The sequence below is a fragment of the Pseudanabaena sp. SR411 genome (genome assembly GCF_002251945.1).
In the GTDB taxonomy this organism is placed as follows: Bacteria; Cyanobacteriota; Cyanobacteriia; order Pseudanabaenales; family Pseudanabaenaceae; genus Pseudanabaena.
The window spans coordinates 22,087-38,858 of record NZ_NDHW01000188.1 but is presented as its reverse complement, the minus strand read 5'-3'; the positions used below and the strand labels follow the sequence as shown (position 1 = coordinate 38,858).

At 45.8% G+C, this 16,772-nt stretch carries 9 protein-coding genes; 8 read left to right on the top strand and 1 reads right to left on the bottom strand.

The window, feature by feature from the left end; translation table 11 throughout:
- The first annotated feature begins 242 nt into the window (after nucleotides 1-242).
- From hpsA to B9G53_RS19920, 5 genes are all read left to right on the top strand, one after another.
- Nucleotides 243-8,687 (top strand): hormogonium polysaccharide biosynthesis protein HpsA, encoded by an 8,445-nt coding sequence (hpsA, locus tag B9G53_RS19940; RefSeq protein ID WP_094535220.1) that lies wholly within the window; start codon nucleotides 243-245, stop codon nucleotides 8,685-8,687.
- Nucleotides 8,688-8,825: 138 nt separating this feature from the next.
- Complete coding sequence (locus B9G53_RS19935) at nucleotides 8,826-9,554, top strand: prepilin-type N-terminal cleavage/methylation domain-containing protein (RefSeq protein ID WP_094535219.1); 729 nt, start codon at nucleotides 8,826-8,828, stop codon at nucleotides 9,552-9,554.
- Between the two features lie 67 nt (nucleotides 9,555-9,621).
- The gene (gene hpsC, locus B9G53_RS19930; RefSeq protein WP_094535218.1) at nucleotides 9,622-10,932 is read left to right on the top strand and encodes a hormogonium polysaccharide secretion pseudopilin HpsC; all 1,311 of its coding nucleotides are present in this window, start codon (nucleotides 9,622-9,624) and stop codon (nucleotides 10,930-10,932) included.
- Nucleotides 10,933-10,979: 47 nt separating this feature from the next.
- The gene (locus tag B9G53_RS19925) at nucleotides 10,980-11,531 is read left to right on the top strand and encodes a Tfp pilus assembly protein FimT/FimU (RefSeq protein WP_094535217.1); all 552 of its coding nucleotides are present in this window, start codon (nucleotides 10,980-10,982) and stop codon (nucleotides 11,529-11,531) included.
- A gap of 72 nt (nucleotides 11,532-11,603) precedes the next feature.
- A complete protein-coding gene (locus B9G53_RS19920) occupies nucleotides 11,604-12,194 on the top strand; it encodes a Tfp pilus assembly protein FimT/FimU (RefSeq protein ID WP_094535216.1) in 591 nt (196 codons plus the stop codon).
- A gap of 133 nt (nucleotides 12,195-12,327) precedes the next feature.
- Here the strand turns inward: B9G53_RS19920 and B9G53_RS28695 are convergent, their stop codons facing one another.
- Complete coding sequence (locus tag B9G53_RS28695) at nucleotides 12,328-12,594, bottom strand: transposase (protein WP_094535215.1); 267 nt, start codon at nucleotides 12,592-12,594, stop codon at nucleotides 12,328-12,330.
- A gap of 466 nt (nucleotides 12,595-13,060) precedes the next feature.
- On the opposite strand from B9G53_RS28695, the gene B9G53_RS19905 reads away from it, so the two are divergent.
- The 3 genes from B9G53_RS19905 to katG all read left to right on the top strand — a co-directional run bounded on the left by B9G53_RS19905 (nucleotide 13,061) and on the right by katG (nucleotide 16,494).
- On the top strand, nucleotides 13,061-13,759 hold the full coding sequence (locus B9G53_RS19905; RefSeq protein ID WP_094535214.1) for a 2,3-bisphosphoglycerate-dependent phosphoglycerate mutase: 699 nt from the start codon (nucleotides 13,061-13,063) through the stop codon (nucleotides 13,757-13,759).
- Complete coding sequence (locus B9G53_RS19900) at nucleotides 13,759-13,974, top strand: DUF2202 domain-containing protein (RefSeq protein WP_094535213.1); 216 nt, start codon at nucleotides 13,759-13,761, stop codon at nucleotides 13,972-13,974. Before B9G53_RS19905 ends, B9G53_RS19900 begins: the two co-directional genes overlap by 1 nt.
- A 345-nt stretch (nucleotides 13,975-14,319) precedes the next feature.
- On the top strand, nucleotides 14,320-16,494 hold the full coding sequence (gene katG, locus B9G53_RS19895; RefSeq protein ID WP_094535212.1) for a catalase/peroxidase HPI: 2,175 nt from the start codon (nucleotides 14,320-14,322) through the stop codon (nucleotides 16,492-16,494).
- Nucleotides 16,495-16,772: the final 278 nt, after the last annotated feature.

The following is a 16,772-nucleotide window of genomic DNA, read 5'->3' as shown; positions in this document are numbered from 1 at the left end:
TAACCAGACAATCAATATAACAACCGCTAGCCCAGAAAGTAGTAGGGAAAATCCTCTAATTATAGCTGTCGCCATTCTTAAACCCAAATAGTGTGAGGCGGCGCGAAGCGCCGCCTCACACTATTTGGGTTTTATGTCCTGATACAGGTACTTACCACTACTTTTTAGATTCTGCTCAAAATCTTTGCAACTTTTACAACTTGCTTGGGTAATATATTGCAGTCAGGTTGGTAGAAACTTTTATGTCCGACTCTAAGCAAAGCCGCAAACTCAATCGTTTTTTTGCCGAATTTATCGCCAAAATCAGAAAATGGCTGAATAAAATTGGCAGTCCGATTCGGATTAGTCGCCGTTTTGTCCGTGCGTTGCTCAATGGCAGTAGCGGCAAAAAACGCAAGGCTGGTGCGGGTGGGTTTGTGCTACCAACCGTGACGATGGTTACTCTAGTTGTGAGCTTGCTAGTAGTCTCAATGGTGGCGAGATCAGCCGATCGCGCTAAAGAAGCATCTAATGCCAGAGTTGAGCAAGTATATCGCAGTGCCAACTCCACCATTCTTGATCGCGCTAGAGCCAAGATTAGCGCCTTGATCGAAGATCCTAGCCTTCCTGGTGGAACCCCACCCGAATCTTCACTCTACCAAGCCATAACTCAAGACAATGGCAACTATACGTTTGCTGATGAAGTAAGGTTGCAACTTATCGATCCAAAGATATGCGGTTCAGAGCCACTGGATCCTCTAGATCCACTATCACCTCCATGTGGCTCAGATACAGCAACTGACTGGGATTCTGCTGCCATTGCCAATAATGATAATGTTAGTACCGCTTGGAAGTTTCCTGTAGATACTGATAGTAATGGCAGATATGACTCCTTTGCTATTTACAGCATTCTGTTTCGGACAACGCCACGAAATAGCATCTCTAACCTAAATACTCGTCCAGTTAGTCCGCTTGAGGTGCGAACTCCGCCGATGGACAACGGGATCTTGAGTGGAGCTTGTGTCAGTGCAGCCCAAACTGGAGCTAGTACGACTGAGGGTTGGGTAACTACCTCTGACAATGCGCTCAAAAAGAGTTTCTTTGTTTATGCACTTACGGTTCCAATTACCACACCACTAGACGATCCCTCTAGCCCTCTAACTGCGGCGGAGCAGGCAAGTGGCAACTATGAAGTTTATACTGGCAATCCATCATTTAGCGCCCTAGAGTTACAACAAGATCGGGCGCGATCGCCTCAAAATACCAACGCAGTTTGGTTTGAAGGTGACTTAGAAATCTCCCGCGCGGCTCGCTTTGACCTCAATGGTAGAATCTACACCGCAGGTAACCTGATGCTGGGGGCTACCGCACCAATTAGGCTATTTCAAGTCAGCAGTCCTGAATCTTGTTATTACAAAGAAGAAAATAGCAAAATCCTCGTTGCAGGGAATGTAGTTGAGGGAGATGCACTAGTTAGTGACAACTCCTTAAGTGTTGATCCTAATGTGGTTTCAGTTCACCTGTTCCGAGGAGCTGGAGCTGGCAAAGATCCAACTCAGGATGGCACTGGTCCAAACCCAGCACAAATTAAGTTAATCAATAACACTACCCAAAGTCTAAGCGACGACAATACCAATCGCGGACGAGATGTAGCCTTTAACGATTTTGCTTACAATTTCCGTGTTGATACGCTGGTTAATCAGGCAGTTGCGACATTCTCAGGTCCTAGCGTCATTAATACTGCACTTACTTCTTTTGCAGATGTCAAAGACACTGATGTCCTTACTAGTGACCCAGTTGCGGTGAAAAAAGACATTGTTAGCCGCATCAAAGATGAAGGTTTGACCACAGACACTGACTTCAGAGAAGCAAGACGTAAATCCTTAGAAGCTTACTTTAGATTGCGGACTCGGAAGGTTCCTTATCGCGAAGTTCCATTTGGCGCTCCTGACACTGTGATCTATGGTGGTGTTACTCCAGCTTTTACGACTATTACTACTACTAGTGGCACTGAATGGAAGCCTCCAGTGGAATGGATGATTCCGGCCTATGCCAATGCAACGGCGCTAACCTCTACGGCAACGACTGATATTGAAGCTGGTAGAGCTTTGCGTAGAGGTACGGCTGGAGCTGCTGTTACTGCTGCGACCGTACCACCAACTACAGTTGTCAAAATTGGAGACTTAACTTTAGGTGCATCAGGTAGCGTTGCTGCTTTACCTGCAACCAAACCAGATGTTGAGAAGACAACTAAGGAGCAGTTCTTAGGCGATCGCGTTTTAGTTGGCAATAATCTTCCTGCACTTTGGCTCAAAACCGAAGGGACTCTGAATCGGTATGTTGGTGCAACTGAGCCTTACGACCTTACCAATAACAACTCGGTTTTTTGGAACGGGACAGAAGGTGCGGCGATGAGTGCTAGCGTTGCTGACGCTCGTTATCGCTTTACCCAATCAAATTCACTCAAGTCTTTGGGTGTGTCAGATCGAGGTGGTTTCTGGGAACTCAATGCTGCCGACAACCCTGCCATTGATGCGACGGGAACTGCTACGCCCACCCAAGCTCCAGTTAGTGGTGGACTTAGAGTAGTTACTGGTGCTGGTGTCTATAGTCGGGTAAGCACCCAAACATTTTTACCTCAGCCTCTTGCTTTAACAGACAACCCCATTACTAGCGACGTAAACGAATCGCTGTTTCCCGTTGTCTGGAGTGATGCCATGCCGATGACAGGTGTTGATACTGCGACTACAGCACCTAAAGGCGACTTGCAGATGAGAGCGACGGCGGTTTATCACTACAAGCCTTCAGCCTACGATCCTGCTGTCCCTGCAACATATCAAACACCACTTGCCTGTGTCAGCAGCTACTACGACCCTACCAACTCAGTTACAGCCCAAGATGTTTTAGTCACGGGGGGACGCTCAAATAATGGGTTTGCCTATACTGTTGGTACAACTGCCGCAGGTGTTACGGGCATTACCTATAACGCTACAACCAAGTTATTTACTAGCAGTACTGGGGGTGAGAACCCTCTAGCAGGTACATTAGCTCAGAGGCTATCCTATCAAGGGAACTTGATGTTCCCTAGTGGTCGATTTGTGAATGAGCCATTAAGAAATGCGCTGATCAAAATCGCGGCGAACCAGCGTTTGACTCTGCCCGATCAGTCCGCTGTGGATTCCACACTCTGTGCTTTACAAATTCTTGATGGAGGGATTACTAGAAGTACAGCGAATTTCCCTAACAATGCGATTAGAGAAGCATCTTTCTTAGATGGTCGTGAAGTTAAAGCGCTAAATAAAGACGAGTCATTAACTTCGCAAATTACGAATAGCACCAATCGCTCTGATCTATATGATCTTGAAATAGAACAGCGTCAGCCCTTAGAGATTAGGGTGACTGATCTAGACATGAATATTTTGCGGGGAGCCACGATCACTGGCGGAAACAATGCCGCTAGTTTAAATACAGACTATTTACTGCCCTACAGTGGTGTTGTCTATGCAACTCGTGATGATGCTCTGCCCGATCTGAGCTACTTTGACACTGACGCAACTGGGAATCCTGATCCAACAAGCACCAGTAGACGCAAATCTCTAAGTTCTACTGATTTTCGTCTAGATGCATCCCGTCGTGCTAATGGTATCCGTTTGATTAATGGAGCGAGGCTCTGGCGTGGTACTGGAACTGCCCAGCCAAACTTCACTCAAGCGACACAAGGCGAAAAAGGACTGATTTTAGTTTCTAATAACCCTGTCTATATCAATGCATCTAATGATACTGGTGAGATTGGGTTTAACTTACATACAGCCGAAGAATTTACAACGCTGTTAACTAGTAACTGGAGTAATTTCTATACCCGTACAGCCGCGACGCTTAACCCCAACTTTGCCTACCGACCTAGTCAAGCAAATGCAGCCGTAAGTCCTGCTGGTGGTGATGAGTGGCGACCTGCGACCGTAATCGCGGATAGTGTCACTGTACAGTCGGCTAGCTTTAATGCAGGATTTCGCAACCAAGGTGACTACGACCTGCGAAATAACCGCAATACATCAACGGCAACAAATTGGCAGAATCGTAGTGTCGCTACTAAGTTGATCAGTCAATCAGTTGGACAGACTAGTAGTGATATCTCTGTACTCCAAGATTTGCCTTCGATCAAACGTCTCAGCATGGGCTTCTTAAATAACAACTTTGTCACTAGTTATAACTGGTTGCCCAGTGCCTCGGCTGCCGATTCGATCTCTGGTGGGGCTACAGGTGTGGCAAGTACTGCCTCCAATAATGCCACTAACCTCTGGCCAGGACTGACTACTGCTAACAGCAATAGCTACTTCTCTAATGGAGTCACGCCTGTACAGCGTCGGGTGATCTTTGGGGAATATGGCATGGAGATTTGCCGCAAGGTCCCCACATCAGAATGTACTTTTAGTGATTGGGTGATGGCTGGAGCAGGTACGACAGCTCTGCCTAGTCGGGCTGGTAGTGCTATCACTCCAGCGGATGCGCCGCGTTATATTGCTAATGAAGACATAAATCGAAATGGAGTTTTAGACTCAGGTGAAGACCTTAATTCCAATGGTGTACTTGATAACGATGAGCGCTTCCCCCGTCGAGTTTCATTCTTGCGTTATGACGACATCTATAAGGATGGCAACAAAGCGTTGATTATGGCGGCGGGTAATTGCCCTCAACTTGACAACTGGTGGCCGATGCCAATTGGGGTTGCCTATGGCAATAACTCGGCAACAATAGCCACAAACCCCGGATATACCTATCCCAAGGTATTGGGCGATCGCACTACACCCTTCAATGCCACTGGCACAGCAAACACCGCTTTTGGCAATGTCGGCTGTCCCGCAATTAAACCAGTGGTAAGGTTTGAGGCTAATAGTAACCTCTCGGGTAATGAGGGGCGGAGAATTTATGGACTACCTCAGTTTGGCTTTAAGGATGCCCTTGATCCTGTGATCGTGACTGCGGCTAGCGGTACTGATCCTCAAAACCCTCCTCTGAGAATCGGCGATAACTTGCCAACTGCTTACCCAGGAACACCCAATTCCTCAGCTTACGTTAAGACGGCTACTTCATATTCGCCGATCGCTGCGAACGGTGATTTGTTAGAACCTAAATTTGTGCCTACGACCAATGCAAACGGACCAATAGCATTTCCAACTCCATGGACATCAAATACACAACGTAATGTGGTGCGCCAGTATCCTCCTGCAACTGGGCAAGGTACTGGTTTAGCTACGAGTGATGCTGGTGGCAATGGAAATACAGCTACCTCATACCCTTCTGCAACACCCCCTCAGACAAATACTCTAACATTTAGTAATAACGCAGTTTATCGACCATATACCTTTAGAGTCGTTGTTGACAATGCTAATAGCGCCAACAACGTCTCAGGATCTGGCACACTCCCCGATCCGATCACTGTCGATATTTCCACTGTGATTCCGCCATTAGCGAGCTTACCTACATCAGCAAATACTAACGATGGTAAATCGCATATTGCTAGAAGAGGAGCTTATCTTGGTACAGGACCGACAGGACTGCAACCACAAGTTCAAAACACTCGCTATCTCAATAACACTACTTGCGGCAGTCCAATTGATTCGATTGGTGATGAAGAAGCGATTCCTGGCTGCTCCACATCAACAGGGCGTGGTCCGGGTACTGGCATAGACTATCTCTCGACCATTTATCGCTGGAACGGCACAACTTGGATTCCTGCGGACTATGTTGGCACTCCTACTGCGGGTGAAAAACAGGTTCTCAAATTCCCTGATCCTACCAATCCGCAGTGTTCAGTTATCAACACTGGAACTTCTGCTACCGATAGTTGCTTCCAATGGGTCACAGTTCTAGTTGCTCGTGACAGTGCTAACGAAGAACAAGAGCGCTTCCGCATCAGGATTGATAATCCGAATACGGCGGAGTCTGGTGCAATATTAAGAACTACAACTCCTGATACTTCTACTATTAGTACCTTTGACTTCCGTTGGGTGATAATTGACAACGACGATGCTCCGACATTCTTTGGTACGGCAACGCCAACGCCAACACCAACGCCAACGCCAACGCCAACGCCGAAGCCAGCAACACCAACACCAGTACCAACACCAACACCGAAGCCGACTGCTGTACCAACCGCTACACCGAAGCCAACCGCTACACCAGTACCAACTGCTACACCAACGCCAACGCCGAAACCAACTGCTACACCAACACCGAAGCCAACCGCTACACCAACACCAACACCAAAACCAACACCAACACCACCCCCAATTGGAGGCACACTATTCCCACGTAGGTACTTCTTTGAAGGAAATATGCGCCTACCATTCTCAGCGCTGTTACCTCCTGTCTCTGACTCCATCTCACTAGCAGCCGCCTATCCAGCAACCGATGTAAGTGCAGTTCGCAACTACCCCTATGCTGGTGCGACCACAGACAAAAACTATGGTTTTGCACCTACCGTTAATGCGAATAGCGTATGGGGTGAAGATGTTAATAACAATAATATTCTCGATACAGGTGAGGATCTCAATGGCAATGGGCTTCTAGATCGTGAGCAATTCCCTGATATTGCTCCTGATGGCGCACCTGTAATCTCTGGTGGTACTACTGATAATGGTCAAATACCCATGCTTCCAGGTATGAATAAAGCCATGCCTCAGAGAGTAGCGCGATCGCTGTGGTATCGAGTCGTCAGTAGCAACTCTGATACAACTGGAAATAGCAGCACGGTCAGGTATGACAATCTTGATGACTTGTTTATTTACAACACCAGTTACAACTCCTCTAGTGCTGCCACAAACGGAACCTTCAACATCAATCAACCTGCACCGTTAATCTTGCCCGAAACGGTCTGTATTGAGACAGGTACGGCAACAAATGGCACGATTGACAAATCCTGTACTGCTTCAGCATTGCTCAATCTCAATTCACCTGCAAATCCTGTATTTCCCGATGGTAGTGGAGCCAATCAGCCTGCATCTTCGTTTACAGTGTGCGGTGTGACAGGTAATTCCAGAAGATATCAAGCGGTTGAGAAAGTAGGTACTACATTCTTAACGGATATCACAGGTAGTGCTTGCCCAACTACTTTGGGTAATCCTCGTAGTGCGATCGTTACTTTTGCTAATGGATTAAAAGCGATCACGTCTGCTGATCCTGCAACTGCAAATACTGCACAGACTGTAACCCTAGGCGGCACTGGTACAACTCGCATAGTAAATGCTCTAAGCAGCACCAAGCTCAATGTCTTAGACCTGACTGCTGCCAATATCAATACTGATCTCAAAGATGCCACCCTCACCTTGAGTGCAAATGGCAATCCTGACCCGACCTTCTTACTCCGCGCCCCCAACGCTGACGTGACGATCGATGGCTTGTATGTCAAGTTAAATGGCGTTGATCCAAACAAGGTATTTTGGGTATTCCCAAGGGTTGGACTTAAGGCTCTGACCATCCAAGGTGGTAGCAGTGCGGCTGCGAAACCAACCGTATTGGTGGGTAACTTTATTGGTACTATGCCCGCTACTGCTGGTACTGCAACAGACAGCACAGGGCTAAACATTGGTTCTACTGGCGGTAGTAAGGGTGTATCGATTAGAAGTGCAAGATTCCTTGGCTTTAGGGCGGTAAATGTCGCAACGGCGGCTACAGAATCTGCTGCGGCTTCGATAACCCCAGAGGCGATCGGGGTTGACTCGAGTGCAAAAATCACGGCGATGACTACAGTCAATCAGCCTGTAGTTGTACCTGTCTTACAAATCCACGCACCAGACACCACTACTGTTGCAGCAGCAGGATCTGAATCGACATTGCCACAACCAACCGCTGGATTTGATAAGTATCTAAAAGGCACTAACGGTATCCCCAATGGTGCTGACGGTACTGGACAATGGACACAACGAGTAGCTGCACCCGCAACTACAGTCAATGTTTACTTTGTGGCAGGAAATACGCCTTCCCGCTCCTATGTGCCTTACCAAACCTCTGCCACTGCTGGCAATCCAAATCTTTCACTCTACACAGGTGAGACTGGTGGTGGTTTACATAACTTCGTCCGATTTATGGAAAATTGGACTAGCACCTCATTACAAATTTCGGGTGGATTTATTCAAAACACGCGCAGTATATTTGCTACGGCTCCATTCTCTAGTACGGCTCCTTATACCAGCCTAGACTTAACTGGATGTCTCTCTGCAAGTGCAACATTAGCGACCCGTGCAACCTGTATTGATACAAGTAGTGACACCCAAAGTTGGTTTATCAATCCTAGTGCTAGTAACGACACTCTAAGTAACTTTGCTAAGTATTACCAATCAACTAATATTCAGTCGATTCCGTTCTACACAGCACCTACTCGCTTATGGGGCTTTGATGTTGGACTCCTCGTACAACAGCCTGACCTGTTCGCGCAACGCTTCTCTCAAGCCTTACCCAACCCTAACGAGTTCTTTAGAGAATCTAGCAAAGACGATCCTTGGGTAACAACGATGCTCTGCGCCTTGCAGCCTGCTCCAACCGCCTTGAATACTAACAACGTGGCAGCCGATGGTATCAATGTTGGTCTTGCGAAGCGTTTGGGTACTAAAGTCACTAACTACACAAACTTTGCCCTAGGTCAAAGAGATCGCCCCGCCGACTGTAATACGAGCGCAGTTCCAACTACGCCTTATTCCCCTGCTTCCTAGCGATCGCTATCTCAAAAATGGTTTCTGGGTAATATCCTAGAAACCATTTTGCTTTAAAATCTAAGGCAAAAAAAATCAAGTAAAATCAAGCAAATTTTGCAGACTTGTATTAACCACTCTTAACTATGGTGAACCGCTATGCGAACTATGCGAAAACAAAATACTCGTTTATTACTTATAAAGTATTTGCTATCTACGCAAGCAGGATTTTCGCTAATCGAGTCACTTGTAGCTGTGGTCGTTGTCGCTATTTTGCTAGCAGCGATCGTGCCTATGGTCGTCTTGTCAACTGCCTCACGAGTACAAGCACGGCGAGTTGACTTAGCTACTCAGGCGGCTCGTAGTTATGTTGATGGTGTCCGTGCAGGCGTGATTAACATTATCGATCCAGTTGCATCCTTTCCCTATATCGATGATGCTTCAACTTGGGTAGGAACATCGCGCAGTCAGTACTTTCAATCTGTACCCGCACCGACCAATGCTACAGTGGCAGCTTTAAACGCGCTTCCTGGTATTAAGATTGACACTAATGGTGATGGCTTTAGTGTTGATGATCCTCAAGATTTAGTGATTCAGCCTATGCGTAGTGGTGCGCCTGATGGCAATAATCTGGACAGCCAAGGATTTTATATGGCGGTGCGTGTATATCGAGCCGATGCGTTTCTAGCAGATACCGCAACTCCGCCCAACCTAACTGGGATTAGAGCAGGAGTTTCATTGCAAACAGGGAACAATGAGACAGACTGTCCGAATGGTAGTCGCGTTTTTACAAGTAGCAATGGCTCGCTCACATGCCCGTTGGTAGTCATGAAAGTTGATGTTTATCCTACAGATAGTACGCTCGATCAGATTAAGGGTCGCTTATAGATAGATGTATCTCATTTCTGATTAAAGGTTTGATTTCAGATTCTCCATACCAATTCTTTGTACTGCCATGATTTTCTCAAGTCGCAAATTCTGGAAACCTAATCGCTCTAATAAAAATAAGCGCAATGCTCACTATTTACTCAACAATGCTTGGGTTAAAGGCTTTAAGCGTTTACTTATGAGGATGTTTGCGATTGGCGATCGCATGGCATTACGAATGCGAGGGTTTACGTTGATTGAGCTTTTGGTGGCGATGTTGATTGCGACCTTGATCATTAGCACCATGCTCGCCTTTACGGTCAACATCATGGAAACCGATCGCCGTGAACAAGCAAAAGTGGAGTCTCAGGGAGAAGTGCAAGCGGCTCTCGACTATATCTCTGACGACTTGCAAGAAGCAGTTTATATCTACAATGCAGATGGAATAGAGCGAGTTAGTCCTAATGGAATTAGCGACCAGATTCCCACTTTTGCCAACAGTACACCAGTTCTCGCTTTCTGGAAGCGTATCTACTACGATCCTAATGAAGATGTGCCTGTAGGTGGGGGTAACACCAAAAGAGTTGGATGTTTGGAGTATGGCACATCTACCACTAACTCCACAGTTGCTGCACCTTGCGATGCGAATAACCCAACTGGCTCTGGTCGTTATTCTTACTCCCTCGTCGTTTACTATCTAACCGATAGTAATGCCAATGGCGCAAATCCAGCTTGGTCAAGTGCAGCAAGAATAGATCGTTGGGAAGTCAAAGATGGTATTCGGGCAAGTTGTCAGTTAGGGACTCTTGCTGTCATTTCGCCTCTCTGTACTGAGCCTGTGCCAATTAGCCGAGTTGAAGTCACCCCAAATAACTATATTAACTATTGGGTTGCACCTGATGCTGGATTTAAGCCATTCGATGCTCAAGGTGCAGATCTCACTACGGTGATGAATAGTTGGACAAAAACTACTGCAGCCTATACAACTACACCAACTCCTCTATTAGATCTAGTTGACGATACGCCTTTTGTTGCGGGTCAAGATGATGGAACTGCTGTAAATCCACCATTTAGGATTGCTATCGGGCCAAATACTGGAGTTGCAGGTAACTGGAGTAATGCCAGTTGCTCCGATCCGATGGTGGGTGTTGGTGGTGCTTCTGTGCAAGCAGCTCAAAGAATTCCTAGTACATTTACCGTTGGTGGATTGAGTAGTTTTTATGTATGTGTGAACTCGACTCAAACCGTTGCTCGTGTCTATTTGCGTGGTAATGCCTTGGCAAGACTAAGACCAAATCAAATTCGATCCCAAAGAGCAATCACGGCTCAAAATAATACGTTTCTATCAACCAGTAGTGTGAGAGCTTATGGGCGCGGTAAGTTGTTTTTCCAACAGTAAGGTTTTTGAAAACTCACAAGCCGCGAATTTTTAAGGAGATATTTTAGATGCTGTACCTATTTAAGCAAACTCGACAATCATACCGAAAATTATCAGGACGAGATCGCGGTTTTACCTTGATCGAAGTTTTGGTAGTAATGGCAATTATCGGTATTCTAGCGGCGATCGCCGCTCCAGGATGGCTTGGCTTTGTGAATAATAATCGCCTAAGTTCATCTCAGAGCCGAGTATTCGGTACATTAAAAGAAGCCCAATCTACAGCAAAAAGGAGTGGCACTCCGACGATCTTCACCATTGGTAATGATGCAACTAATGGTGCTTATGTGCAAACTAGCCGATCTCAAGTGCAATATTTAGAGCAAGGTGTACAGGTTTTGTCCGTCACCAAAGCAACTGCTCCGACAGCCTTGACATTACCATTGACAATTACATTTAATTCGCAAGGCTTACCTGTGTCAGTAAATACGACAACGAGTTTTACGGATTATCCGCTTCGCATTACTTTAAATACTAAGGATAGCCCCAATCGCCAACGCTGTACGACGATTACGACAATTTTAGGGGCAATGCGATCGGGATCTGATACTGACTGCAATTAACCCGTAAATAAACTGAATAATTTGCTAAAATCACAGTTACCAGATAATTGCATTTAAAAATCGCAAGATATTATGTTTTGGACTGTGAATGAACGGCGACAGCAAAAGCGCGATCGCCGCCAGTCGATGTTCGGCTTTACTTTGATCGAAGTTCTAGTTGTAATGGTGATCATTGGCATTTTGGCAGCGATCGCTGCACCATCTTGGCTAGGATTTGTGAATAATCAAAGGCTCAACTCTGCCCAGAGTCAAGCACTTAGCACTCTGCGCTTAGCCCAAAGCAACGCCAAACGAACCCAAACCATGTGGCAAGCAACCTTTAGAAATACACCCACCGTTGCTCAATACGCCGTACATCAATCTCCTCCATCATCAATGACGAAAGAATATTGGGACAGTCTACCTTGGCAAAATTTTGATGGAGGAGTGCGAATTGTGGATAATACGGAAGATCAACCTCGAACCACCTTGACAAAGCTCACAGCAGTTCCAGAACCAGATATTTATCGTGTCCAGTTTAAATCTCAAGGCAATCCCAACGGTCTAGGTGAGATGGGGCGGATCACTTTGGGGACTAGATCTGGCGATCGCAGAAAATGCGTGATTATTTCAACAATCCTAGGCTCAATGCGAGTAGCCGAAAATGCTGGATGCAACCAATGATAAAATCTCGCAATGATTGATAACATCTGTAAATTTCTGGCAGAGAGCTTTTCCGCCGACTTTGCGAGTTGGATATTAGGAACTTACGCTCCTATTGTAGAAATATTCGATTCTATAGAACCCATTTGGTATCTTAGGAAGTTTTAGCAAGGCGCTTAAGCATAAGCCTGATAAAGCAAAGATGAATTCTCGCATTAGCGTTGTCTAAAGTTCTGTCAAAGTTTTTGACCAGACTTTTACAACGCTCCATCCAAGCATTGGAACGTTCCACAATCCAACGCATAGGAATGACCACAAAACCAGATATAGCCAAAGTCTTCTTCTCCTGCTTCGACATTTTCGGTGCAACAGAGGTTCGATAATCTCCCTCTTGATCGCTTAGGTTGCTGCTATATCCCATATTTGGCTCCTTTTTCTTATCTTCCTAAGATACCAAATGGGTTCTATAGGTTGCTTTGCCACTTTTCGACACAAATGAGAAGTCCGTTGCGATGATCTCTACGTTCCCTTTTATGAAGTTGTATGAACGCGAAAACTGCCGCCGATAGGTGCGTTCGTTGATTTCGCTATATCGCCTCAGATTCGTGAAGTTCACTTTTCCACCAATTACCATGATTGTTGAAAACAGGATTGTCAGGAATTTCCGTTGTGCTTTGCTTGCTACCTTCGGTATTATGTCTGTAATGCTATTCATTTGGTGCTTTGATTCAACACTTGCACCTTATCCGATGAATAGCTTTTTTGTTCTCATTTTTCAAAACTGTCCCAAGTATTGTGCTGTTTTACTTGAAAAAAAAGCACAATACTTGTCGATCTGCGCTCCGTAGTCAGGTAAGTTAGTTAATAATTTCAAACAGAGAAAAATAATGGCTCAACTCATATTGATTCGTCACGGACAAAGCCTTTGGAATGCTCTCAATAAATTCACAGGATGGGTCGATGTTCCCCTTAGCGAACGTGGTCGTGCAGAAGCGACGATTGCCTCTTGTCGGCTCAGCAATTATCGAGTGAATGTTTGTTTTACCAGTAGATTAATAAGGGCGATCGAAACAGCAATGATCTGTTTGACGGAACGTGATGACATTTGTGGTGGCAAAATTCCGATTATTAAACATGAAAAGGATGACCAAATTTGGCATGGCTGGAATAGTTATGATGGCAACCCAGAGGAAGAACTCCCTATCTTTACAAATGAAGCTCTCAATGAGCGATTTTATGGTGATTTGCAAGGTTTAAATAAAGCGGATACTGCTGAAAAATATGGCGTTGAACAGGTTTATGCGTGGCGCAGATCTTACAATGTCCGACCACCAGGGGGAGAAAGTTTAGAAGATACCCAAAAGCGGGTGAATGCTTATTTCAGGAGCCGTATTCTACCTCATCTTCTCCAAGGCGATAATGTCCTAATTACGGCTCATGGGAACTCTCTGCGATCGATCATCATGATGCTAGATCATCTCAGTCCATCGGAAGTAATAGAATTGGAACTAGCGACAGGCATACCGATCACCTATGAACTTGATGTTACTGGAGAGGTGATCAGCAAAACAATCCTGAATGACTAATGATCGCATACAGGCGCAAAGTTTTCCAAACTTCTCATAGTGATTTGCGCGATCGCCTGAATACAACTAATCATCCAACTCTATATAAAAATCTCTTGAGAGGTTCCTACAATCATTGGCAAGCCTTTGTGAGACAGATTGAGCGTCAAGGTGGAGCTTATACCCCTCAAGTTCTTTCACAACAAGAGTTTACAGCTATTTTGGTTCAGGACTAATGTTATGATGTGGGCATATGAATGTGTCAATCAAGAGTTACCTAGGGTATCAAGACTAAGAGCGTGTTTGAGAAGTTAATATACATGCAGTTTTTAGCTAAAGCAAAACTTCTCAAACACGCTCTAAAAAATGGCATAGCCATTTTTTAGTCTTGATACAAAATCCTAACACTGCGTTAGATCTGCTCCATTAAAGGCGATTTTTACAAGGCTAAAGCTTGTCTAGGGCAGCTAAACTACACTGTTGGAAAGACTGGTTGCAATGATCAAGAAGTTACTTCTCGGTAATCAAGTTTTGCCATGTTCGAGAATATCAGCTAATCAACTTAGCAAAAGGAAATGATAATGAATGAAATTCACCCATCCACTAAGGGCAAATGTCCAGTGATACACGGCGGTGCGACAGAAATCAATATGTCGAACATGGAATGGTGGCCGAAAGCCCTTAACCTCGACATTCTGCATCAACACGATCGCAAGACCAATCCGATGAGCGCAAACTTCAACTATCGGGAAGCGGTCAAAAAGCTCGACGTGACTGCTCTCAAACGAGACTTACACGCACTGATGACAGACAGTCAGGATTGGTGGCCCGCCGATTGGGGTCACTATGGTGGTCTGATGATCCGTATGTCTTGGCACGCCGCAGGAACCTACCGTATCGCCGACGGTCGTGGAGGCGCTGGCACTGGTAACCAGCGTTTTGCACCGATCAACTCTTGGCCAGACAATACGAACCTCGACAAAGCACGTCGTCTACTCTGGAAGATCAAAAAGAAATACGGCAATAATCTCAGTTGGGCTGATCTGATTGCCTACGTTGGCACGATCGCCTATGAATCTATGGGTCTCAAAACCTTTGGCTTCGCCTTTGGTCGGGAAGATATTTGGCATCCCGAAAAAGATATTTACTGGGGTTCCGAAAAAGAATGGCTCGCCCCTAGCGACAACCCCAACAGCCGTTATTCTGGTGAGCGAGATCTAGAAAATCCATTAGCCGCCGTAATGATGGGGCTGATCTACGTCAACCCCGAAGGAGTAGACGGTAATCCCGATCCATTACGAACTGCCAAGGATGTAAGGGAAACCTTTGCCCGCATGGCGATGAATGATGAAGAAACAGTGGCTCTAACCGCTGGTGGTCACACGGTCGGCAAATGTCATGGCAACGGTAATGCCGCCATACTCGGTCTGGAACCTGAGGCTGCCGATATCGAAGATCAGGGCTTGGGATGGATGAACAAAACTCAGCGTGGTATTGGTCGCGACACCGTGACCAGTGGTATTGAAGGGGCTTGGACAACTCATCCGACTCAGTGGGACAACGGCTATTTTCAGCTATTACTTAACTACGACTGGGAACTAAAAAAGAGTCCAGCAGGAGCGTGGCAGTGGGAACCCATCAACATCAAAGAAGAAGACAAGCCTGTTGATGTGGAAGATCCCTCCATTCGCACACAGCCAATCATGACCGATGCTGATATGGCGATGAAGATGGATCCTGAATATCGGCAGATCTCCGAGCGATTCTATCAAGATCCAGCCTATTTCTCAGAAGTCTTTGCAAGGGCTTGGTTTAAGCTGACCCACCGTGACATGGGACCTAAAATCCGTTATATCGGTCCCGATGTGCCCCAAGAAGATCTGATCTGGCAAGACCCAATTCCTGCTGGAAATAATAACTATGATGTTCAGACCGTGAAGGATAAAATTGCATCCAGTGGTCTAAGCGTCAGTGAGATGGTTATCACCGCTTGGGATAGTGCCAGAACCTTTCGTAGTTCAGATAAGCGTGGTGGTGCTAATGGGTCGCGTATCCGCTTGTCTCCTCAGAAGGATTGGGAAGGGAATGAACCTGCGCGTTTGACCAAAGTTTTGGCTGTACTTGAGGCTATTGCGGCGGATAGTGGTGCGAGTGTGGCGGATGTCATCGTACTGGCAGGTAATGTCGGTATTGAGCAGGCTGCCAAGGCTGCTGGCTTTGATGTTATCGTTCCTTTCTCCTCTGGTCGTGGAGATGCAACAGATGAGATGACTGATGCCGAGTCGTTCGAGCCTCTGGAACCGATCCATGATGGCTATCGTAATTGGCTAAAGAAGGACTATGCCGTTAGTGCGGAAGAACTGATGCTTGATCGCACACACCTGATTGGGTTGACCGCTCCTGAGATGACAGTGCTGGTGGGCGGTATGCGTGTCCTTGGCACAAATTATGGTGGTACTAAACATGGCGTATTCACGGAGCGTGAAGGTTCACTGACCAATGACTTTTTCGTGAACTTGACGGATATGGGTTATACGTGGCGACCAGTTGACAATAATCTGTATGAAATCCGCGATCGCCACACGAATCAGGTCAAGTGGACAGCGACGCGAGTTGATCTCGTCTTCGGTTCCAATTCGATCCTTCGCTCCTATGCCGAAGTTTATGCTCAAGATGACAACGAGGCAAAGTTTGTGCAGGATTTTGTAGCTGCATGGACGAAGGTAATGAACGCCGATCGCTTCGACCTAGACTAATTCTCGTCAAAAGTCCCCACATCGCCAATATGCCAATATATTGGTACTGCCAACAAATAAACCACAAACTCAACTCACCAAAAAACTTTTGCAACCGTTTAAGTAACGGTTGCAAAAGTTTTTTGGTGAGTTGAGTTTGAACACAAAAATTTGTAAATCCTTATTGCTAATTAATAGCAATATACTTTAACTCATGTTATTGTGATTTATGCTTACAAGTATTTATATTATATAACTCAGAATAAATAGTTAGAAATAGTTAATACTTTATTTAAGCT